Source organism: Amycolatopsis solani, assembly GCF_033441515.1.
Lineage (GTDB): Bacteria > Actinomycetota > Actinomycetes > Mycobacteriales > Pseudonocardiaceae > Amycolatopsis > Amycolatopsis solani.
Genome location: NZ_JAWQJT010000001.1, coordinates 1,059,689 through 1,081,705 on the forward strand (window position 1 = coordinate 1,059,689; position 22,017 = coordinate 1,081,705).

General features: G+C 70.6%; 20 protein-coding genes and 1 tRNA gene. 3 read left to right on the top strand and 18 right to left on the bottom strand.

Annotation, left to right across the window (positions count from 1 at the left end; translation table 11 throughout):
* Positions 1-20: 20 nt before the first annotated feature.
* From SD460_RS05400 to SD460_RS05455, 12 genes are all read right to left on the bottom strand, one after another.
* Positions 21-1,649: a monocarboxylic acid transporter gene (locus SD460_RS05400; RefSeq protein WP_318305967.1), complete on the bottom strand. Its 1,629-nt coding sequence runs from the start codon at positions 1,647-1,649 to the stop codon at positions 21-23.
* On the bottom strand, positions 1,646-1,996 hold the full coding sequence (locus tag SD460_RS05405) for a DUF485 domain-containing protein (protein ID WP_290051479.1): 351 nt from the start codon (positions 1,994-1,996) through the stop codon (positions 1,646-1,648). Before SD460_RS05405 ends, SD460_RS05400 begins: the two co-directional genes overlap by 4 nt.
* 116 nt (positions 1,997-2,112) lie before the next feature.
* Positions 2,113-3,903, bottom strand: coding sequence for a sodium/solute symporter (locus tag SD460_RS05410; RefSeq protein ID WP_290051477.1), 1,791 nt, complete (start codon positions 3,901-3,903; stop codon positions 2,113-2,115).
* A gap of 30 nt (positions 3,904-3,933) precedes the next feature.
* Entirely contained in the window at positions 3,934-4,464 is a 531-nt protein-coding gene (locus SD460_RS05415; RefSeq protein WP_290051476.1) for a hypothetical protein, read from the bottom strand.
* A gap of 13 nt (positions 4,465-4,477) precedes the next feature.
* Positions 4,478-5,311: a LytR/AlgR family response regulator transcription factor gene (locus SD460_RS05420; protein ID WP_163046789.1), complete on the bottom strand. Its 834-nt coding sequence runs from the start codon at positions 5,309-5,311 to the stop codon at positions 4,478-4,480.
* Between the two features lie 88 nt (positions 5,312-5,399).
* The gene (locus tag SD460_RS05425) at positions 5,400-6,791 is read right to left on the bottom strand and encodes a carbohydrate-binding protein (protein ID WP_290051473.1); all 1,392 of its coding nucleotides are present in this window, start codon (positions 6,789-6,791) and stop codon (positions 5,400-5,402) included.
* Between the two features lie 312 nt (positions 6,792-7,103).
* Complete coding sequence (locus SD460_RS05430) at positions 7,104-7,388, bottom strand: hypothetical protein (RefSeq protein WP_290051472.1); 285 nt, start codon at positions 7,386-7,388, stop codon at positions 7,104-7,106.
* 3 nt (positions 7,389-7,391) lie between these two features.
* Complete coding sequence (locus SD460_RS05435; RefSeq protein ID WP_290051470.1) at positions 7,392-8,237, bottom strand: S49 family peptidase; 846 nt, start codon at positions 8,235-8,237, stop codon at positions 7,392-7,394.
* Positions 8,238-8,257: 20 nt separating this feature from the next.
* A complete protein-coding gene (locus SD460_RS05440; RefSeq protein WP_290051467.1) occupies positions 8,258-9,571 on the bottom strand; it encodes a histidine kinase in 1,314 nt (437 codons plus the stop codon).
* Positions 9,572-9,818: 247 nt separating this feature from the next.
* Positions 9,819-10,679: an Fpg/Nei family DNA glycosylase gene (locus SD460_RS05445; protein WP_318305968.1), complete on the bottom strand. Its 861-nt coding sequence runs from the start codon at positions 10,677-10,679 to the stop codon at positions 9,819-9,821.
* Between the two features lie 39 nt (positions 10,680-10,718).
* Positions 10,719-11,159, bottom strand: a complete 441-nt coding sequence (locus SD460_RS05450; RefSeq protein ID WP_086858118.1) for a DUF983 domain-containing protein — start codon at positions 11,157-11,159, stop codon at positions 10,719-10,721.
* Between the two features lie 103 nt (positions 11,160-11,262).
* Complete coding sequence (locus tag SD460_RS05455) at positions 11,263-12,792, bottom strand: sigma-70 family RNA polymerase sigma factor (protein WP_290051458.1); 1,530 nt, start codon at positions 12,790-12,792, stop codon at positions 11,263-11,265.
* A 188-nt stretch (positions 12,793-12,980) separates the two neighbouring features.
* On the opposite strand from SD460_RS05455, the gene SD460_RS05460 reads away from it, so the two are divergent.
* Positions 12,981-13,053, top strand: a tRNA-Gly gene (locus SD460_RS05460).
* Positions 13,054-13,141: 88 nt separating this feature from the next.
* Here the strand turns inward: SD460_RS05460 and SD460_RS05465 are convergent.
* The 3 genes from SD460_RS05465 to SD460_RS05475 all read right to left on the bottom strand — a co-directional run bounded on the left by SD460_RS05465 (position 13,142) and on the right by SD460_RS05475 (position 14,488).
* Positions 13,142-13,429, bottom strand: a complete 288-nt coding sequence (locus tag SD460_RS05465) for a YiaA/YiaB family inner membrane protein (RefSeq protein WP_290051455.1) — start codon at positions 13,427-13,429, stop codon at positions 13,142-13,144.
* A gap of 96 nt (positions 13,430-13,525) precedes the next feature.
* Positions 13,526-13,927, bottom strand: a complete 402-nt coding sequence (locus SD460_RS05470; protein WP_290051452.1) for an immunity 7 family protein — start codon at positions 13,925-13,927, stop codon at positions 13,526-13,528.
* A gap of 21 nt (positions 13,928-13,948) precedes the next feature.
* A complete protein-coding gene (locus SD460_RS05475; protein ID WP_290051449.1) occupies positions 13,949-14,488 on the bottom strand; it encodes a DUF2716 domain-containing protein in 540 nt (179 codons plus the stop codon).
* 134 nt (positions 14,489-14,622) lie between these two features.
* Here SD460_RS05475 and SD460_RS05480 point away from each other — a divergent pair, with 134 nt between their 5' ends.
* Positions 14,623-15,297 (top strand): alpha/beta hydrolase, encoded by a 675-nt coding sequence (locus SD460_RS05480; protein ID WP_290051446.1) that lies wholly within the window; start codon positions 14,623-14,625, stop codon positions 15,295-15,297.
* Here the strand turns inward: SD460_RS05480 and SD460_RS05485 are convergent.
* Together SD460_RS05485 and SD460_RS05490 are read right to left on the bottom strand one after the other, a co-directional pair.
* Entirely contained in the window at positions 15,282-16,790 is a 1,509-nt protein-coding gene (locus SD460_RS05485; protein ID WP_290051444.1) for a serine/threonine-protein kinase, read from the bottom strand. The two genes, SD460_RS05480 and SD460_RS05485, sit on opposite strands and share 16 nt — an antisense overlap.
* A 69-nt stretch (positions 16,791-16,859) precedes the next feature.
* Entirely contained in the window at positions 16,860-17,483 is a 624-nt protein-coding gene (locus SD460_RS05490) for a hypothetical protein (RefSeq protein ID WP_290051442.1), read from the bottom strand.
* Positions 17,484-17,697: 214 nt separating this feature from the next.
* Here SD460_RS05490 and SD460_RS05495 point away from each other — a divergent pair, with 214 nt between their 5' ends.
* Positions 17,698-18,831, top strand: coding sequence for a hypothetical protein (locus SD460_RS05495; protein WP_290051440.1), 1,134 nt, complete (start codon positions 17,698-17,700; stop codon positions 18,829-18,831).
* On the opposite strand, the gene SD460_RS05500 is transcribed toward SD460_RS05495, so the two are convergent.
* Positions 18,832-22,014: a glycosyltransferase gene (locus SD460_RS05500; protein ID WP_290051438.1), complete on the bottom strand. Its 3,183-nt coding sequence runs from the start codon at positions 22,012-22,014 to the stop codon at positions 18,832-18,834.
* Between the last annotated feature and the right edge of the window lie 3 nt (positions 22,015-22,017).

The window sequence follows — 22,017 nt, forward strand, 5'->3', positions numbered from 1 at the left end:
GTCAACGCCCCCGCCGAGCGTCAGTGCGTAACGGCCTTCTCGGCGCCCGCGCCGGTCAGCGCGCGCACCTCCATCTCCGCGTACTTCTTCGGGTTCCGCTCCTTCGACAGGACCGTCCCCAGCCAGCCGAGCAGGAACGCGGCCGGGATCGAAACCAGGCCCGGGTTGTCGAGCGGGAACCAGTGGAAGTCGACGCCCTGGATCATCGACGTGCTCTTGCCCGTCTTCGGGTCGATCGGCTTGCCCGACACCGCCGGCGAGAAGACGATCAGCACGATCGTGACGAGCAGGCCGCCGTAGATCGACCACAGCGCGCCCTGGGTGTTGAACCGCTTCCAGAACAGCGAATACAGGATGGTCGGCAGGTTCGCCGACGCCGCCACCGCGAACGCGAGCGCCACGAGGAACGCCACGTTCTGGCTCTTCGCGAGGATGCCGCCCGCGATGGCCAGCGCGCCGATCACCAGCGCCGTGATCCGCGCGACGCGAACCTCGCCGCCGGTGGAGACCTGGCCCTTCTTGATCACGTTGGCGTAGACGTCGTGCGCGAAGGACGCCGACGCCGTGATCGTCAGGCCGGCGACCACCGCGAGGATGGTCGCGAACGCGACCGCGGAGATGAACCCGAGCAGCACCGGGCCGCCCAGTTCGAGGGCCAGCAGCGGCGCCGCCGAGTTCGTCGTGCCGGGTGCCTTCGAGATCTTGTCCGGCCCGACGATCGCGCCCGCACCGTAGCCGAGCACCAGCGTGAACAGGTAGAACACGCCGATCAGCACGATCGCCCAGACCACCGAACGACGCGCGTCGCGAGCGGTCGGCACCGTGTAGAAGCGCATCAGGACGTGCGGCAGCCCGGCCGTACCCAGGACCAGCGCGATGCCGAGCGACAGGAAGTCGAGCTTGGTCGTGCCCGTCTTGCCGTACTGCTTGCCCGGGTCGAGCAGCGCCGCACCGCCCTTGCCGCCCTTGTCGACGGCGGCCTGGAACAGGTCGGACAGGTTGAAGCCGTACTTGCCGAGCACCCACAGCGTCATCGCGAAGGCACCGACGATCAGCAGCGCCGCCTTGATGATCTGCACCCAGGTGGTGCCCTTCATCCCGCCGATCAGCACGTAGAGGATCATGATCACGCCGACGACGGCGATCACGAGGTCCTGCCCCGCCTCGCCGGAAATGCCGAGCAGCAGGTTGACCAGACCACCGGCCCCGGCCATCTGCGCCAGTAGGTAGAAGAACGAAACCGCCAGCGTCGAAACGGCGGCCGCCGCGCGCACCGGCGTCTGCTTCATGCGGAACGCCAGCACGTCGCCCATCGTGAACTTGCCGGTGTTGCGCAGCAGTTCCGCGACCAGCAGCAGCGCGACGAGCCACGCCACCAGGAAGCCGATCGAATAGAGGAAGCCGTCGTAACCGTTGATCGCGATCGCGCCCGCGATACCGAGGAACGACGCCGCCGAAAGGTAGTCGCCGGAAATCGCGATGCCGTTCTGCGGGCCGGTGAACGCGCGGCCGGCGGCGTAGTAGTCCGACGCCGTCTTGGAGTTCCGGCTGGCCCGGAACACGATCACCAGCGTGATCGCGACGAAGACCAGGAAGATGATGATGTTGAGGGTGGAGTTGGAACCCTCCACGCCCGCCGCGAGGTTCATCGGCGCGGTTCCCCTTCGATTTCGGCGCGGATCCCGTCGGCGACCGGGTCGAGCTTCCGGTTGGCGTAGCGCACGTACAGGCCCGTGATGACGAACGTCGAGACGAACTGCAAGAGCCCGAAGACCAGGCCGACGGTGATGTTCCCGAACAGCTTGGTGCTCATGAAGCCGTGCGCGTAGTCCGCGAGGAGCACGTACAGCAGGTACCAGACCAGGAACAACGCGGTCATCGGGAACACGAACACCCGCAGCCGGCGGCGCAGGTCCGTGAATTCGGGACTGCCCTGGATCTTCTCCCAGTCCGTCTGCGGCTCCGCGCCCCCGACGTCTTGTTCGGTGCTGCTCACGGCGAATCCCCACTTTCCCGTTTTTGGTATCGGTAGAAACCAACGGAACGTATGGGGCGATCGTGTAGTTCGTAATCCCTCGATCGGGTATTACTTTCTTACTCGCTGTCAGCGCTTTACTTGCGGTGCCGTCCCCGGCCGGCGATTCGCGTCTTTTCTTCGGCTTGTCCGAATCGCGCAACCGCCCTGTCCCGCATGAAGCCGAGCGGATCGGGCGCGTGCAGCCGCAGCATGATGTCGTGGACGTGTTCCGGGCGGCCGTAACCGGTCGCGCGGCTGGCGAAGTACGTCGTCACGAACGCGGCCGGGACCGTGATCAGCGCCGGCTGGTTGACGAACCACGGCGCCCAGCCGCCGGTGTAGCCGCTCACGACGTTGATGATCAGCGCCGTGAGCACCAGGCCGCCGCCGACGAACATCCCGGCCAGCGCACCGGGCCACGACAGCTTGCGCCACCAGATGCCCAGCACCAGCAGCGGGCTGAACGTCGACGCGGCGAGCGCGAACGTCAACCCGATCGACAGCGAGATGTCCTCCGGCCGCAGCGCGACCGCCAGCGCGATCGGGAACAGCGCGACCAGCCCGGTCGCCACGCGGAAGTCGCGCACCCGGCCGGGCAGCAGGTCGGTCGACACCACCCCGGCGACGCTCACCAGCAGCCCGGACGTGCTGGAGAGGAACGCGGCGAACGCACCGGCCGCGGTGACCGCGCCGAGGATCTGCCCGCCGACGCCCGGCAGGATCGCCGAGGGCAGCCGCAGGATCGCCGCGTCCGTCTTGCCGGTGACGAGCAGCTCCGGGACGTACATCCGGGACAGCGCGCCCAGCAGCGTCGGGAACAGGTAGAACAGGCCCAGCAGCAGCAGGACGTGCACGGTGGTGCGGCGCGCGGCCTTGCCGTCGGGGTTGGTGTAGAAGCGGACCAGCACGTGCGGCAGGCCCATCGTGCCGAGGAACGTCGCGAACATCAGCGAGTACGTCTGGAGCAGGTCGGTGAGGCTGCCCGACCCCGGGTGCAGCCAGTTCGCGTTCTCCGCGACCGAGTCGCTGACCACCGGCACCGGCGTGCCGGCCATGAACTTCAGCGTCGTGCCTTCGGCGACCGTGTGCGGGGCCAGCGGGGTCCAGTGCGTCGGCCCGGCGGCCGGGCCGTTGTCGGTGCGGCCGTAGGCGTAGAGGAAGGTGTCCGAAGTGACGTGCAGCGTGACGTCGGTCTGCACGTCCACCGTGGTGTCGCTGGTGAACACCGGCGGCGCGGCCGCGCCGAGCGGGCGGAAGCCGTCCGGCCCGCCGCCGGCGAAGAAGACCATGCACAGCACGAACGCGGGCACCGCGATGGCGAACAGCTTGAGCCAGTACTGGAAGGCCTGGACGACGGTGATCGCGCGCATGCCGCCGGCGATCACGTTGAACGCCACCACGACCATCACCGCGATCGCGCCCGTCCAGACCGGCACCGGCAGGATCGTCGCCAGCGTGAGGCCGGCGCCCTGCAGCTGCGGGACCATGTAGAGGATCCCGATGAACACGACGAACGCCGTCGAGAACCGGCGCAGGCCCTTCGAGCCGAGCCGCATTTCGACGAAGTCCGGCAGCGTGTACGCGCCGGAGCGCCGTAGCGGCGCCGCGACGAAGAGCATCAGGGCGAGGTAGCCCGCGGTGAAGCCGATCGGGAACCACAGCGCGTCGGCGCCGTCCTTGAGCACGATCCCGGCGATGCCGAGGAACGACGCCGCCGAAAGGTATTCACCGGAGATCGCGGCGGCGTTGCGGCGGGACCGCACGGTGCGGCGCGCGACCAGGAAGTCGTGCGTGCTCGTGGCGGAACGCGCGGAGCGGTGACCGATGAAGAACGTCACCACGGCGACCAGCACGATGCCGGTCAAGGCCCACGGGTTCAGCTGCACGGGGGAATCCTCGCACGACTCGGTGCGGAACTAATTCTCGATCATGTCCACGAACGCGCGTTCGTTGCGTTCGGCCAGCCGGTTGTACCAGATCCCGATGCCGAACAAGAACGGGAACGGCAGCACGCCGAGGATCAGCCAGGCCACCGGGATGCCGCCCAGGCTCGCCCGGGAGAACCCGGGAACCAGGTAGAACAGGATCGGCAACGAGCCGAACACGGCGACGACCAGCAGCGCGAGCAGCACCGCCGTCCGCAGCTGCACCTTCACCAGGTGGTCGCGGACGAGCAGCTTCCCCCAGCTGGTCTGCTCCTCCAGCTCGACGCGGGCGCGCAGGGTGCCGCCGACGCGCCGCGGGTCGGCGAGGATCACCCGCTCCCGCTTGGGCCTCGCGTGGTGCTCCGGCTTCGGCTGTTTCTCCGGCTCCGGCGCGGGCGGCAGCGATTCGACGACGGCCCGCTCGGTGGGTTGCGGCAACGGCCGCTGCCGGGCGCGCCTGCCGAGCGTCGGATCGGGTTCGCGGACGCCGTTCGCGCGGCGCTCGTAGAAGTCGTCGGTCATGACCGGGCCCGGGTCAGCCGTTCCGGCCCGAACCGACCAGCCGGTCCTTCAGCGCGCGGGTGTGCCGCCGGCTCACCGGCAGCACCTTCTCCTCGTTGCCGATCACGACCTGGTAGCCGCCCTGGCCCATGCGCAGCTCGGTGATCAGCGGCAACGCGACCAGGAACGACCGGTGGATCCGGACGAAACCGGCCTTCTCCCAGCGTTCCTCGAGCTGCGCGAGCGGGATGCGGACGAGGTGGCTGCCTTCGGTGGTGAACAGCCGCGCGTAGTCGCCCTGCGCTTCGACCCAGCGGACCGACGAGCGCGGGATGAGCTTGGTGGTGCCGGCCAGTTCGACCGGGATGACCTCGTCGTCGTTCTTCACCGGCTCGCCACCCAGCGCACCGGGCGGGGGCGCGGCGGCGGAGGCCAGCTTGTCGATCACGCGGGTGATCGCGCGGTCGAGGCGATCCTGCTGGTAGGGCTTGAGCACGTAGTCGAGCGCGCCGAGGTCGAAGGCGTTGACCGCTTCTTCGGCGTGCCCGGTGACGAAGACCAGCGCGGGCGACGGCCGGAGCGCGGCGAACACGCGGGACATCTCCATGCCGGACAGGCCGGGCATGTCGATGTCCGCGAAGACGGCGTCGACGATCGGCAGGCCGCGGTCCTTGCGCTCGCGCAACCGCGGGTCGTCGGTGGACAGCAACCGGAGCGCCTCGGAGGCGTCGATCGCCGGGAACACCTTCGCGACGTGCGGGCTGTTGCGCAGGCAGTGGACGAGTTCGTCAAGACCGTTCGGCTCGTCGTCCACAGCCAGGACCACGAGTTTCCGGGTGTCATCGTGAGCACTCACAGTGAAACGCATCCTGCCCATTGCCGAGTGCAATGTCCAGCCCCCGTCTGCCTGAAGTGGGCCGACCCGCGGGCGGCCCCGCCGCCCGCGGGTCCCTGTCTCAATGCACGAACGTGAACCAGTTGAGGTTCACGAAGTCGGCGGGCTGGCCGCTCGTGAACGTCACGTACACGTTGTGCACCCCGGTGACCGCGCTGATGTTCGCGGGAACCGTCCGCCAGCTCTGCCAGCCACCGGTGTTGGCGACAGCGAAGCTGCCGATGGGTGCGTTGGACAAGCTGTCCAGCCGGACTTCGACCAATCCGCTGACACCGTTCGCGGCACCGGACGCCACCCGCGCCTGGAAGTTGGTCGCCGCGCTGCTCCCGAAGTCGACGTTCGGGTAGAGGGCCCAGTCGCCGTTGCCCGCGGGCCCGATGTTCTGGCCGCCGCCGGTGTCGGTGGTCGTCTGCTTCGCGAGGCCGTTCTGCTGGCTGTACGACTCGGCCTGGATGGTGCTGTAGGCGCTGCCGCCGTTCCCGGGCGGCGTTGTCGTGGTGGGCGGGGTCGTGGTTCCGCCACCGGTTCCGCCGCGCGTGGTGACGGTGACGTAGTCGACGACCATCGGGTGCCCGGGCACGATCCCCGGCCCCGGCGTGGTGGTGCCGGAGTTGTTGTTCGGGAACGCGCCGCCGATGGCGACGTTCAGCAACACGAAGTAGCCCTGGTGGGTGGTCATGTTCGCCCAGGTCGTGGCGTCGACCTGGTTCTGGCTCACGGAGTGGAACTGCTGGCCGTCGACGAACCAGCGGAACACCTGCGGGCTGGTGCTCGCGTCCCATTCGAAGCGGTAGGTGTGGAAGGCCGACTGGCAGCTGCTGCCGGGGCAGGCGCGGTTGGCGACGATGCCGGTGGTCTCGTTGCACGGGCCGCCGGGGTTGACGCCGCAGTGCAGCACGCCCCAGACGGAGTTGATCCCGTTGACGTTTTCCATGATGTCGAACTCGCCGACGGCGGGCCAGTTCCAGTAGTTGCCGCGGTAGGGGCCGCCGAGCGCCCAGAACGCGGGCCAGTACCCGAGCGCGGCAGCCCCGGTGACGTTGGGCATCTGGATCCGGCTCTCGATCCGCATGACCCCGCCCGACGGCGGCTTGAAGTTCGTCCGCTGGGTTTCGATCCGCGCCGACGTCCAGTTGCCCGAGCCGTCGCGCAACGGCGTGATGCGGAGGTTGCCGGCGCCGTCCTGCGAGAGGTTGCCGGTGCTCGCCGTGTAGTTCTGGATTTCGCCGGTGCCCCAGTTGCCGGGGCCGCCGGGGTAGGCGTGGCCGGTGTCGATGATCCAGTTCGCGCTCGACGGCAGGGTGTTCGCCCCGCCGGTGAAGTCGTCGGCGAAGACGGTGGTCCAGCCCGACTCGGGCGGCGGGATCGACGCGGCCGCGGGGAGGGTCAGCGGGACGGCGATGAGCGCGGCGCCGAGCAGGGCACCGATGGCGAGTCTTCGGGAGTGGGGCATCGGGTACGACCTCCTTGTCGTCCGGATTTGTTGCCGATCGCAACAAAGCCCGTCGACAAGGAGACCCGACGCCCCATCGCGGATCCAGAGGCGTTACGCGACAAGAGTGATAGAGGTCACAAAGTCTGCCCGGAAGTGCTCAAAGCGGACACCGGGTTTCACTACTCGGTTCCCTTCGGGTGCCCCGTGCTCGCGAGAACCACCCGCCTGCTCTTCACGCGTGGCGAAAGCGCCCTTCAGTTTGTGCTGGCGCGCCGGGTTCTCCGGAGCGATGGGGCGGCGCGACCCGGTCGCCACGTTTGCGGGCATCGGTCAGACGTCCGCGGGACCCGGGACGGGACCGAAGTCCTCATCGACGGGCCCGGTGAGGCTGCCAGCGAGTGCCGGATCGGCGTGAATGGCCGCAGTACTGCGCCACTCCACGATCGTCTGGGCGAGGACCGACCACTGTCCCAGCTCCGCGGAAGCCTGAAACGCGCGAGCGAAGTCGTGGACGAACTGCGCCCGCTCAATCTCGGGCAGGACATCCACCCACGGGAATTCGTCCACAAGCGCCGCCGCCGCGACGTCCCGCGGCAGGCGGGCCAGGCAAGTCACTCGTCAGAGGCCGAAGCGGGACCACGCTGCCTTCTGCGTGACCGCGTCGAGCACGGCCGAAGCCGCTGCCGGTGCGCCTACGCCGAGGCGGGCCAGGAGGGGGCGCTTGGGCTCGGCCACCGAGATCTCGGCGTTCGGGTAGCGCTCGGTGATGATCTGGCGGAGGCTGCCGAGGCCGTCGACCAGGCCGAGTTCCTGTGCCTTCGCGCCGAGCCAGACGTCGCCGGTGAAAAGGTCCTCCGCGTCGGTCAGGCGGTTGCCGCGGCGTTCCTTGACCCAGCTCACGAACAGGTCGTGGAGCTGGGTGTGCATCTTCTTCAGCCACTCGACGTCTTCCGGCTTCTCCGGCGAGAACGGGTCGAGGCGCGACTTGTTCGCGCCCGCGGTGTGCAGGCGGCGCTCGATGCCGAAGCGTTCCAGCAGCCCGGTGAAGCCGAAGCCGCCGCTGATCACGCCGATCGAGCCGACCATGGACGTGCGGTGGGCGTAGATCTCGTCGGCCGCGCAGGCCAGCCAATAGCCGCCGGACGCGGCGACGTCTTCGCAGAACGCCAAGACCGGGACCTTCTTCTCGTCGGCCAGCTGCCGGATGCGCTCGGCGACCAGCCCGGACTGCGTCGGGGCGCCGCCCGGCGAGTTCACCAGCAGTGCGACCGCCTTCAGCCGCTCGTGGCCGAACGCCCTGGTCAGGGCCGACTCGACGGCGCTCAGATTGATCGCGCCCCTGGCCAGCGGGGACGGCGACGGCGTGATCACGCCGTGCAGCTTCACCACGGCCACGACGTCCTTGCGGTCGACCCGGTCGGCGAGCACCGGGATCCGCGAAGCCAGTTTGTCCGTAACGCTCATGAAGCCAGGCTAGCCGGGACTCAGCCCATGGGGAGGATGCCGGAGCGCGAGCCGTTGACCCCGCTGACGTCGGCGCCGTTGAGCTGGGCCGGCCCGCTCTGCGACGGGACGTCGGCGTCTTCGGAGCTGTAGTCCGGCATGTTCGGGCGGACGCCGGGGACGAACTTCGGCACCCGCAGCGTCACCTTCATGCCGGCGCCGGGCGCGGTCTCGACCATCACCGCGTAGTCGTTGCCGAACACCTGCTGCATGCGCTGGCTGATGTTGCCGAGCCCGACGTGCGCGCCGGTGCTGTGCGCGTTCTTGACGTCGTTGAGCCGCCGCGGGTCCATGCCGATGCCGTCGTCCTCGACGCTGATCAGCGCCTCGGTGCCGTGGTCCTGCGCGATCACCGTGACGCAGCCGCCGCTGGGCTTGCTGGCCAGGCCGTGCTTGACCGCGTTCTCCACCAGCGGCTGGATGATCAGGAACGGCACGACGACGCTGAGCACCTCGGGCGCGATCTTCATCCGCACCTCGAGGCGGCCGCCGAAGCGGGCGTTCTCGATGGTCAGGTAGCGGTCGATGTTGCGCAGCTCCTCGGCGAGCGAGGTGAACATGCCCGACGACCGGAACGAGTAGCGCGTGAAGTCCGCGAAGTCCTGAAGCAGCTCTCGCGCCTCTTCGGGGTCCGTGCGGATCAACGCGGAGATCGTGTTGAGCGCGTTGTAGACGAAGTGCGGCGAGATCTGCGCGCGCAGCGCCTTGATCTCGGCCTGCTGGAGCTGCTGCTTCGACTCGTCGAGCCGCGACAGCTCGAACTGCGTGCAGACGAACTGCGCGACCGCGTCGGCCATCTGCACCAGGCGCCCGCGGGTGCGGCCGACGACGATCAGCGCCGCCTCGGTCTCGCCTTCCACCAGCAGCGGCACGATGACCGCGGTCTTCATCCGGCAGGTGCCGCGGTGGTTGCAGGGCATCCGGTCGTGCGCGACGACCTCGCGGCGGTGCTTGCGGATGGCCGCGCCGATGGCTTCGACGAGGTCGACGTAGTGCTCGTTCGCCTCGCCGTCCCACGACAGCAGCGTGCCCTCGCTGTCGGTGATGCCGACGGCGACGCAGTCGAGCATCTGCAGCAGCTGGGTGGTGATCTTGTCGGCGGCGTCCTCGTCCAGCCCGGACCGCAGGTTCGGCGCGGCCTTCGACATCCGGTGGACGGCCTCCAGCATGGCCTCTTCCTTCAGGCTGGCCGGCTTCCGCTGTTTCAAGAGCAGCACGATCACCACGACGAGGAGCAGTACCGCGACACCCCACGGGATGATCTGCGCAAGCGGAAACCCGGACACGGCGTCCATGCTCTGCGCTCGACCAACCGGGTGCAAGGCCTGTTCCCACTTTCTGTCCAACTGTGATGACCGAGAGTCGAGGGGACCCTACCGAGAGTCGGAACCGGACCCTCGCGGTCACTGTCCGCAACACGCGGACGGCGTCGCCTGTTCCACCCCTTCCGGCGAAAGCCGCAGGAAGGACGGGGTTTCGCCGCCGCAGGGCCCGCGGCGGGCGACGCGCGGCGCAGCACCTGCGGCCGAACGGGCGAATCTGCTACTTGAGCAGGCGCGACATCCGGCGGTCGGCCAGTGGCTTGCCGCCGGTCTGGCAGGTCGGGCAGTACTGGAACGACTTGTCGGCGAAGGAGATCTCGCGGATCGTGTCGCCGCAGACCGGGCACGGCAGGCCGGTGCGTGCGTGGACGCGCAGGCCCGAGCGCTTCTCGCCCTTCAGCCGCGCGGCCTTCTGGCCGACCGAGCGCGCGACGGCGTCGGACTCGATCTCGACGATCGCCTCGGCGAGGGTTTCCAGCGCGCCGTCGTCGAGCTTGCCGATCGTCGCGTACGGCGAGAGCTTCGCGCGGTGCATGATCTCGTCGGAGTAGGCGTTGCCGATCCCGGCGATGAGCGACTGGTCGGTGAGCGCCCACTTCAAGCGGGTGTTCTTGCCGGCGAACAGCGCACGCAGCTGCGTCGCGTCCAGGGTCAGCGCGTCCGGGCCGAGGCGCGCCACGCTCGCGATCTCCTGCGGGTCCTTCACGATCCACACCGCGAGGCCCTTCTTCGTGCCCGCCTCGGTGAGGTCGAACCCCGGCCCGGTCGCGGATTCGAGGTGCACGCGCAGCGAGATCGGGCCCTTGCCCGGCTTCAGCGGCGCCGCGGCGAGGCCGTCGGACCAGCGCAGCCAGCCCGCGCGGGCCAGGTGGACGACGAGGTGCAGGTCGCCCGCCACGACGTCGAGGTGCTTGCCGTACCGGGTCGCGCCGGTGATCTCCCGGCCGTGCATCTCGGTCCACGGCGGGGTCGCCGTCTTCAGCACGCTCAGCGATGCGACATCGATGCGGAAGATCGTCCGACCGACCGCGTTCTCACGCAGGTGGTGGGCCAGTGCTTCGACCTCGGGCAGCTCGGGCATGTCCCCAGTTTCACCCCTTCGGCCGAATTCCTCTACCGGCTATTCGACCGGGTGCAGCGGCCCGTCGAAGTCCGGCAGCGAGTGCCGCTGGATGGTCTTGGAGATCTTCTTGACCTCGCCCTGCACGGTGAACATGCCGCGGATGGTGCCGACCCAGCGCTCGGACGGCCGGTCGCCCGTCACGTCGCCCTCGGTCTCCGCGACGACCGTCCACGGCCGGCGCAGGATCCACCGGAGGGGGAAGAAGAGGATGACGAGCAGCAGCGCGAGCAGCACCCACGCGGGGATGTTGACCTGGTCCGGCGTCCACACGACGAGGATGACGGCCAGCAGCGCGGTCACCACGATCATCGCGATACCGGGGCCGTAGCTGCCCGCGACGTCGTGCTCGAAGTCGTCGGCCGTCGCCGGCGCACGCCATTCCATCTGGGCACGGACCACCCAGTCGCGGCCGTCTTCGCCGCGCACCAGCCGGTTCATTCAGTTGCCTCCAGGGCCGCCCGCAGGGTGAGCAGCACAACGGTACCGCGCCCGGGCTCGCCCGCGCGAGGGAGGAATCGGACATCCCGCCCGGAGAAGTGGATCACCGCTGTTCGGAGGCGGTGGACGTCGATTCCGCGGATTCGCTCGAACCAGTGACTTCCGAGGTGCTGCTCGGGCACGGTTTTCCGGACGTCGGCGTCACCGTTGTCGTCACCGTCGTCGGTTCGGCTGTGCCGGTGGCGCCTTCCGTCGGCTTGTCCTTCGGCTCCGTCGACCCGTCGGTCGGCGACAGCTCGGGCACCTCGGCGCTCTCCGGGGAGTCGCTCGACTCGGTGGTCATCGTCAGGTCCGGGCTCGTCGTCGTGTCGAGCCGCGGCGACGTCTCCGGGTGGTCGGGCGCGTTGAACGTCGAGGACGTCAGGTCTTCGCGGGGCGTGAGCCCGTCGCCGCCGCTGCCGACCGAGCCCGCGGGGACGTCACCGGCCGGGAGGGACGGGACTTCGTTCGCGCCGAGCTGACGGCCGTCGGTACGCGGCCGGACCGGTACCGGGACGCCGGTGCCGCGGCCGTTGAGCACACCGATGCCGATCCGGGGCTCGGGCTGCGGCTGCGGTGGCGGCTGGTGGTGCGACTCGGTCGGCGGCACCACCACGAGCTCGGGCGCACCGCCGGTCAGCCCGACGTCCTGGACCGCCGTCGACCCGAACAGCACCGGACCGGCGGCGACCCCGACCGCGCCCACGGCGGCGGTCGACGCCAGCGCGAGCCCGATCTTGACCTTCGAACCGACCAGCACGCCCTTGATCGTCGTGCCGAGCCCGGCCAGCACCCCGCTGCCGCCGACCGACGCGGCGGCGGGCACCAGCAGCACCAGCACGCCGGCGTGCGCGCGCAGCGACGAACAGACGTCGCGGAGCTCGTCCTGGGTGGCGCGGCACGACGCGCAGCCGTGCAGGTGCGCCTTGATGCGTTCGGCCTCGGCGCCGGTGACGCTGCCCGCGGTGAACCCGCCGAGCTTCTCGACGACCGCGCGGCACGAGTCCGGCCCGCGGTTCACCGAAAGGTGTGCCTGCAAGTAGGCCGCGCGCAGGCCCTGACGGGCCCGGCGGGCGAGCGCCGCGGTGGCGTTCGCGCTCAAGCCGAAGTGCGGGGCGACCATGGCGGGCTGCTCGCCCTCGACCTCCGTCTGCCACAGCACCGTCCGCCAGCGCTCAGGCAGGCTGGTGAACGCGGTGGTGATCAGCGTGTGCTCCGCGGTGCGGGCGTGCGTGTCGGCACCCGCCCCAGCGCGGAAGGTCAGTTCGTCGTCGGAGACCGGGACGTCCCGGCGGGCCCCGTGCCACTCCCACGAAACGCGGCGGGCGACGGTGAGCAGGTAGGCGCGGACGTAGTCGCGGGGTCCGGCGCCGCGGCGGAGGGCCTGCAGCACGCGGAAGAAGGTCTCCGCGGTGATGTCCTCGGCCTCGGACCGGTCGGCGGCCAGGCTCTGCGCGAGCCGGCGGACGGCGGCGGCGTGCAGCTCGAACAGCTCCCCGAACGCGGCGTCTTCGCCGTTGCGGAGCCGTTGCAGCAGTGCCTGCTCGTCGGATTCCGAGGCCGCTGGTGGCGGCGCCGTGCCCAGCTCGGTCATCCGGCCCGGCACCTCCTCCCCGAAGGTCTCCCCATTCGGTCGAATGGGGACACCATACGGAGGGAATCAGCCGTCGTCACCCCTTGTACGCCAGCTGTGACACCGAAGTACCGGGTCAGGGCACGGGGGGACCCGCTCAACGGTGCCCTCAGGGGTGGGTATAGAGTTCCTCCCATCAGCAAGGCAGTGCGGATGTAGCGCAGCTGGTAGCGCATCACCTTGCCAAGGTGAGGGTCGCGGGTTCGAATCCCGTCATCCGCTCAAGATCGAAGGCCGTTTCCCGGGTTCGCCCGGGAGGCGGCCTTCAGTCTTTCGGGGGTCGTGATCGCTGTCACAGCCGGCGGTCTCCCTACATCGCCGCGGTCTTGTAGGGGTCGTGTTCGGCGAGCAGCTTGTCGAGCCGGGCTTGGTCGACGCGCGAGACCACGGAGGTCTCGTCCTGTCTGTCGCGGACGCACTTGGCGAGGGTGAACGTGGACGTCACCAGGTAGAGCATGCCGAGGGCGAGGAAGCCGCGGACCCAGCCGTCGACCGGGAGATACGCGATGCCGCCGGTGACGGCCGCCAGCGCCAGGCCGAAGGACAGCGCCGCCTGGATGTAGAAGGCCGTGGTGGTGGGGGACGTGGATTTCGTCATGTGACCACGGTCTCGCCCGGCTGCCGTGGGTGTCTTGAGCAGTACTACTCAGGCGCGGTTGCGATGCGGCTACAGGGTGCGGCTGGAGGAATGCGGCTAGAGCTCGTAGACGTCGAGGACCGTCGGGGCGACCGGGGTCAGGTGGGGGTCTTCGCGTTCGGTCACCTGGCCGCGGGCCATGCGGTAGACGCGGAATTCGTTGTCGTGCTCGGTGTCCTGGTCGTCCCAGACGTGGAGCAGGCCGTAGGAGCCCGCGGCCAGTTCGCCGACCCTCGTGAAGAGGTCGAGGAGTTCCAAGCCGGGGCCGCCGTGCTTGTCGAAGCCCGCGAGGTGGAGCATCGGCATGCCCGCGCTCCAGCGGAGGTCGATCAGGTCGAAGTCGTCGCCGGCGTCGCGGATGGCGCGGTGGACGCGGTCGACCAGGCGCTCCAGGAGGGCCGCGTCGTCGTCGCCGCTCGCGGTCGCCTGGATGGTCACCCAGCCGTGGTATTCGAACACCCGGAGAACGGTAGCAAGAGCTCAGCGGGCCAGTGCGGACGGCTTTCCGTCGCGGCGCAGGACGTTGGTCAGCACGCCTTCGCCGTGGCGCTCGAACGCCGGCACCAGCTTCTCGCCGAAGACGCAGAGCGTGCGCTCCCACGGGTGGCCGAGCGTGCCGAACGAGAAGTCGGACGCCAGGAACAGGTGGTAGTCCGCGCGCGGGAACGCCGGCACCGGCCAGCGGGCGCCGTCGGTCATCGCGTGCGGGCGGACGCGGTAGGACTGGTGCTGCCAGTGCAGTGCCCACAGCCACTCGTCCGGGCCGCAGACCTCGCGGAACGCGGCCAGCGCGATGGCGGCCACCTGGTGCTCCTCGACCGCGTACGGGCCGAGGCGGAACTCGGCCGACGCGCGGTCGAGGTCGCCGGGTGAGAGGTCCCAGGTGCGGGACGGTGCCGGCTCGCGGAAACCCGGCCAGGCGTGGGCGTAGGTGCTCGGCCAGAACGCCAGCTTGTCGTACACCCAGTACCAGGCGGGCTCGTCGGCGACGCGGGAGACGGCTTCCCAGGCAGCATTCACTTTTACGACCTCGAAGTTGGCCAAGCAAGAAAGAACACGCGAAAGCTTCGTGTTCGGCCTCCGGTTTGTCCAGTCCCCTTCCGCTCGCCGCGAACTGTGTCACTCGGACGGGTGGAGTCTGTCAGGTTGTCACCATGCGAATCGTCTTCGTCCACGGCGCCTTCGTCCGGGACGGCGCCTGGTGGTGGCAGCCGACCGCGGACCTCCTCGCGCGCCACGGTTTGCGCAGCTCAGCGGTCGTGCTGCCGAGTTGCGAAGCCGAGCCGCGGGGTGATCTCCACGACGACGCCGCGGCCGTCCGGGCGCTGCTCGACGCCTCCGACGAGCCCGTTCTGCTCGTCGGACACTCCTACGGCGGGATGGTGATCACACAGGCCGGGCGCCACGCCGCGGTGCGGCGGCTCGTCTACGTGACCTCGTTCCTGCCGGACACCGGACAGGCGCTCGCGGACTTCGGCGGTGGCGGCGAGCCGCGGCACGTCAGCCACGGCGACGGGACCGCGAGCGTCCGGGAAGAGCTCGTGCGGCCGCTGTTCGCCCAGGACTTCGACGACGCCACCTACGCCGGCGCCGCGGCCCGGCTCGCCGCGCAGAACGAGGCCGTGTTCGGGCAGCGGACGACCGAAGCCGCGTGGCGGGGGGTCCCGTCGACCTACGTCGTCTGCGGGGACGATCTCGCGACGCCGCCGGAGGTGCAGCGGGAGCAGGCCGGGCGCGCGACCGACGTCGTCGAGCTGCCGGTGGCGCACCACCCGTTCGTCACGCGGCCCGAGCTCGTCGCCGAGGTGCTGCTTCAGAGGACGAGGTAGCCCATCAGGAACTCCTTCTTCTTGCCCTCGCAGCCGGCGTCGAGGGAGTCGAAGTGGCTCGCGCCCGCGTTGCAGCGGTACAGCGCCCGTGCGCTCGCCCCGGACGGCGGGTCGGCGTAGATGTTCCCCAGCAGGCCGAGTGCCTGCTGGCCCTCGCACTTCCCGCTCTGGTCGGGCGAGGTGAACCAGTCCTTTTCGTTCTTCACCTTGCAGGCGAACAGCTTCCGCGTGCCGGGCTCGGCCGTCGCGACCAGCGAGCCGAAGATGCCTTCCTTGGTGAAGCCGGACGGCGGGGCGACCTTCTTCGTGCCGCTGAAGTGGCCGCCGTCCTTCTGGTGGAAGCGGATCAGCGGCACCTTCGCCGGGTCGGGCTTCGCCGTGGTGCTCGAGGTCGGCGAGGGGGTCGCGCTCGGGGACTTCTTGTGGCTGGGCGACGCGGTCGTCGACGGCGCCGGAGTGGTCGACGGCGTCGAAGTCGCGCCCACGGCCACCGGGGTCGGGGTGTCCGGTTTCAGCAGGAAGATCGCGCCGAGCGCGGCGACCACGGCCGCCGCCACCCCGCCGAGCACGAGCGGCAGCCGTCGCTTCTTCGGCCGCCGGTCCCAGTCCACTGTGGTCGGTGACGGCGCGGCCACCTTCGCGGTCACCGGCTCGAAGACGATCGTCGGCAGCGACGCCGGATCGACCGCCTGCGTCGGCGAGTCCGTGATCGCCGTGCGCGCGGTTTCCAGCAGCCGCCGCAGGCCGGCCGCGGTCAGCCGGTCCGAAGTGGACTGCGTGAGCAGGCCGCGGACGGCGTCGGCGAGCGGGCCGCGGCAGCGTTCGAGCACCGGCTGCTCGTACATGATCGCGTGCAGCGTCGCGGCCGTGGTGGTGCGCTGGAAGGGCGCGCGGCCTTCGGCGGCGTGGAACAGCGTCGCGCCGAGCGACCAGAGATCCGACGCGGGCGACGGGCCGGCGCCCGCGAACAGCTCGGGCGCCATGTAGCCGGGCGACCCCATGACGCCGCCGGTCTGCGTCAGGCCCGGGTCGTCCAGCGCCCGCGCGATGCCGAAGTCGGCGAGCTTCACGCGGTCGCCGGGCAGCACCATGATGTTGCTGGGCTTGACGTCCCGGTGCACGATCCCGGCCCGGTGCGCGCTTTCCAGCGCGCCGAGCACCTGCAGGCCGAGCGCGGCGACGCGGTCGTTCGCCAGCGCCCCTTCGCGGCCCACGACGTCGGCGAGCGTGGGCGCGACGACGAGTTCCATCACGATGAACGTGGCGCCCTGCTCGCTGACGACGTCGTACACCGTGACGACGCCGGGGTCGTTCAGCCGGCCCGCGGTCCGGGCCTCGCGCAGGACGCGGTCGAGGCTGGTGCCCGGCGGGGTGGCCAGTTCCTTCAGCGCGACCGGGCGCCCGAGCACCTGGTCTTCGGCGCGCCAGACCACGCCCATCCCGCCGCGGCCGAGCTCGGCCGAGATCGCGTACCGCCCCGCGATGAGTCTCATCGTCGCCCCCTGAAAGCTCGGGACGCGATGCTAGGGGAGGCGCCGGGCAGTCCCGGCGCCTCCCCTGGCTCAGGCGGCGTCCCAGAGCGTGAGGAACGCCGAGGCTTCACTGCGCGCCCACGGCCTCAACCGCTCGCGATCGCGGGCCGAGAGCTGGTACTCCTTCGCGCGGCGGACGTCGATCACCAGCGCCTCGCCACCGGGCAGGACGTCGGGCATCGCCTGCTCCAGCACCCACAACGCGAGCTGCGCCGAGGCCTTCGTCAACGGCTCCTCCTTGAAGTAGAGCCAGGTCGCGTACCGGCGGCCGTCGCTCTTGCGGAGCCCCATCTGCGGGCTGACACCGATTTCCAGCTCGCCGATGCGGCAGCGGCCGCGGCCGACTTCGACCAGCCTCGGCGACTTGCGGCCGAGGTACTTCAGCCAGCCCTCGGCGATCGCCGCGTAGTGCGGCTTCGTCCGGTCGTCGGCGGCGTTGACGAGCGCGCGCAGCGCCACCTCGTCCTGGTTCGCCGCCCGGCCGGACCGCACCGCGTTGGCCGCCCGCCGGTAGTAGTTGAACGCCGCTCGCGCCGGATCTTCGTACTGCCTCCGCTGCCGCCGGACGAACGACGACCGCGACGGACCGGAACTCGCGCTGTAGCCCACGAACGTGGACAGGGTGATGTAGGCCATGGCCCTGCCTTCCTCCATCACGCCACCCGCGGACGCGGGCGGCATCTCCCCTGGACAACGCCAATTTTAGAACATATGTACGACAGTTTTCGGCCGCTCGACGGGTGACCCGGGAGGGGACTCCCGAAACCGGCCGACTTGCGCTACGTTGCCGATCAACCTCAAACCGCAACCTCGCAGGTCGGCAGCGCGTGCCAGACTGATGCCCCGAACGGTGGATGGGGGTCCTTGGATGAGCTGGCAGGAAGAGCTTCGCCGTCTCGACGCGGAGCTTGCCGAGGGTCGCATCGAGCCCGCTGACCACCGCAAACAGCGGGATGAGCTGCTCGCGCAGGCCTCCGGTTCGACGGTGCCGTCACCGGTGCCGTCGCCGCTACGCCGTCCGGGTGAAGCTTGGCGGAGCGCGAACCCCGCGAGCCACCCCGCGCCGGTCCACCCCGTTCCCCCGCCGCAGCGCATGGAGTCGCCCCGGCCCGTGCCGCTGCCGCCCCCGCCGTGGCAGCGGACCGGCCTGCCGAAGACGGTCTCGACCAGCCACGTGCCCGCCATCCCCGACCACATGACGACCGCGCCCAGCCCGGCCGACATCACGCCGACCCGCTACCTGCGCGTCGACGGGCCCGCCGAGCAGGGGCCGGGCAGCCGGTTCCCGCCGATCACGCCGCCGGGTGGCGAATCCCGCCCGCCGCAGCTCGAACCGGAGGGCTCGCCGGGGAAGCACCGGTGGGACACCGACGGCGAGTCGTCCGGCCGGCCCACCTGGCCGTTCATCGCGCTCGGCGTGCTGGTGGTGCTGGGCATGGTCGTCGGCGCGACGCTGTGGCTCGGCAAGGACGACCCGGCACCCAACGCCCTTTCGTCGTTCACGCCGTCCGTCACGCAGCCGCCCGCCGCCGCGACCCAGCCGCAGCTGGAGGACCAGGTGCCGCCGCTGCCCGGGATGCAGCACCCGGAGAGCTCGACGATGTCGCTGGCCCGCGGGCTCGACCTCAAGCTGTACCCCAAGGAGGCCGCGCAGGTCTTCTCGCAGCACGGCGTCACGCAGCTCGTGTACCGCGCTTCGTCGGCCGGGGACACCGGGTTCCTCGGCTACGCGATCCCCGCCGAAAACGCCGAGGGCGCGAAGGCGATCGTCGACTACCTGCGCGAGGCCGCCGCGGCCGGCGGGTTCGCCCCCGTCGCCGGCGACCCGGCGGCCGTCACCGGCCGCAACGACGACCAGCGGCTGGACGGCACCTGGTACACCTCGGGCAAGGTCGCCATCGTGCTCTGGGCGTCGCAGCCGTTCGACAAGGACAAGAACGAGCTGAAGACCAGCCTGGACAACGCCGTCGCGGTGTTCAAGAAAGCGTTGCCACCCAGCTGATCAGCCGCGCCGGTCGAGCACCTCGGCCAGCGTCCGGCGGGCGACGTCCGCGCCGAACAGGCGGTCCACCACCGTCTTGCCCTCTTCGGACAGCCGCTGCCACAGCTTGTCGTCCTCGAGCAGCGTGACGATCTCATCGGCGAGCTCCTGGGCCGTGGCACCGACGAGGACGTCCCGGCCGTGCGTCAGGTGCATGCCCTCGGCGGCCAGCGGGGTCGCGACCACGGGGACGCCGTAGCCGAGGCTCTCGCCCAGCTTCCCCTTCACGCCCGCGCCGAAGCGCAGCGGCGCCACGACGACCCGGGCCTCGCCGTACGCGCTGTCGAGGTTCGGGACCCAGCCGCGCACGACGACGCCGTCGCGCTCCAGGTCGAACATCTCCTGCGGCGGGTTGCTGCCGACGACCTGCGCGACCGCGTCCGGACGGCGGCGGCGCACGAGCGGCATGATCTCCTCCGCCAGCCAGCGGGCCGCGTCCCGGTTGGGCAGGTGGTCGAAGCTGCCGACGAACAGCACACCGGAACGGCCTTCGGGCGCCGCGACCGAGCCGTTGGCGTAGTGCACGTTCGACAGCACCTCGACGCGGGCCGACGGCACGAGCTCCCGCAGCAGCGCACGCTCCACATCGGACACCACGAAGGTGACGTCGGTGGCGCGGGTGAGGCCGAGTTCGGACTCCCGCAGCACTTCGGCGCGCCGCCGCAGCGTCAGCTCTTCGCGCGTTTCGCCGAGCTGCGCGGCCAGGTCGGCCTGCCGGTTGAGCCGGACGAAGTGCAGGTCGACCGTGTCGTAGGCGATGACGCAGTCGGGCGCGTGCTCGCGGACCTGCTCCAGCAGCTGCCAGGCGACGTGCGGCCGGGACAGCACCGCCAGGCTCAGGTCGGCGCCGGCGTCGCGCAGGAACTCGAGCTGTTCGCCGAGCCCGGTCACCACCGTGACGCCCGCGCGGTACAGCGCGTCGGCGTACGGCTCCGGGAGCGCGTTGTTGAGCGGCATGAACACGACGCGCTGCCCGAGGCCGACGAGCAGTTCGAGGATGCGGAACATCCGCACCGAGCCGGAGTCCTTGTCCGGCATCGGCACCTGGTGGTCGGCGACCAGCACGGTGCCGCCGCGGTGGCCGTCCGCCGTGCGCTGGCGCCCGGCCCAGACCGCGCGCGGGCTCGCCTCGGGGAAGTGGTCGCGCAGCTGGACGCTCCACTTGTCGACGAAGACGCCGCGGTTGAGCTCCTGGTGGCGCTTCACGCCGGAGGAGACGTCCGTGCCGTTGGTGATGCCTTCGTGGTGCACGACCACCGACGCGGGCTGGACCATCGTCCGGTACCCGGCCGCCCGCACGGCGAACGCGAGGTCGGTGTCCTCGTAGTACGCGGGGGCGAAGCGCTGGTCGAAGCCGCCGACGCGCTCGAACAGCTCGCGGCGGACGAGCAGCGCCGCGCCCGAGCAGTAGTCGACGTCGCGCAGCGCCTGGAACCAGGGCGCGTCCGGGTTCTGCAGCCTGCCGTAGTTCCAGCCGGTGCCGTCGGCCCAGATGATGCCGCCGCACTCCTGGAGGCGGCCGTCCGGGTAGACCAGCTTGGACCCGACGAGCCCGACGTCCGGCCGCGTCTCGACGACGGCGACCAGTTCGTCCAGCCAGCCCGCGCGGACCTCGGTGTCGTTGTTGAGGAAGAAGATGAAGTCGCCGCGCGCGTTCTCGGCACCCAGGTTGCAGGCGCCGACGAAGCCCAGGTTCTTCGGCGCGCGGACCAGCCGCACGCCGGCGCAGCCCGCCACGCGGTCGGCGGAGTCGTCCGGCGACTTGTCGTCGACGACGATCACCTCGAACGGCGTCGCGGGCAGGTGCCGCTGGATCGAGTCGAGGCAGCCGCGGGTGTAGTTCCAGTTGCCGTAGACCGGGATGACGACGCTGACGATCGGCTGGTCGCTGGTGGTCACCGCGACCGGACCCGGCACGCCGACGGCCTCGCCGGGCAGCACCCCGGCCTGGCGGCCGAGCGCCGTCTCGTAGAAGTCGCGGCGGCGGGTGCCGCGCGGCGCGTACTTCTCGATCGTGCCGCGGTACTTCCCGATCGCGCGCTGGACGAGCGCGGACGTCTCGGCGCGCAGCTTCTCGTTTTCCGCGGCGAGCCTGCCGATGGTTTCGCTGAGGCCGGTGTTGTTGCCCGCCAGCCATTCCAGGCGTTCGCGGTCGTAGCCCGCCTTGCGCTGCAGGCGGTTCAGCTCGTCGGCGGCGCGCTGCCGGTCTTCGCGAGCGCGCTCGGCCTGGCGGAGCGCCTCGTCGCGCTCCCCGGCGGCCCGCTGCTCGGCCGCGGTGACCTGGGCGAGTTCGGCGGTCAGCCGGGTGACCGACGCCGTCGCCTGGTCGCGTTCGGCTTCCGCGCGGCCCAGCCCGTCGCGCAGGCGGCCCGCCTCGGCGGCGGCCCGCGCGACGAGGGTCAGCTTCGGGTCGATCATCGCGGACGTCGAGGGCACGTCGAGCGGCTCCGCCGACGCGACGGAGACGAAGTAGGTGTGGGGCGCGCCGGCTTCGATGGTCCAGCCGTCGGCGTCGTCGGCCTGGAGCGCGAAGACCTCCGCGCCGGAGCCCGCGCCGTTGTCGTGGATCAGCGACCCGACGGCGACGTTCTGGCGCAGCACGACGACGTGCTCGAAGCTGCCGGCCAGCAGCGCGCGGAAAGCCGATTCGGTCAATTCGTGCACGTGGTACGGGTTCTCGTTGCCGTGGTCGTGGGTGTAGACCTCGACGTCCGGGGTGCTGCAGAGGAAGACCCCGCCCGGCGCGAGCCGGTTGCGGACCAGCGCCATCAGCCGGTCCTGCTCGTCGACGTGCTCGATCGCCTCGAAGCACGTGATGACGTCGAAGACCTCGCCGTCGAGCGCGGCCGGATCGGTGATCGAGCCGACCTCGAACCGGACGTGCGGGTAGCGGGCGCGGGCGTGCTCGACGGTCCGCGGGTCGATCTCGAGCCCGACGACCTCACGGGCTCCGGTGCCGGCGACCAGCGCGGCGCCGTAGCCCTCGCCGCTGGCCAGGTCGAGGACGCGCTTGCCGCCGGTGAACCGGCTCGCGAACGCGTAGCGGTGGTAGTGCTCGTAGATCACCTGGAGGTCGTCGGTCCACGGCACGCACCGCTCGCCGGTCCACTCGATCAGGCGCTCACCGCTCGTCCCCTTGCCCATGGC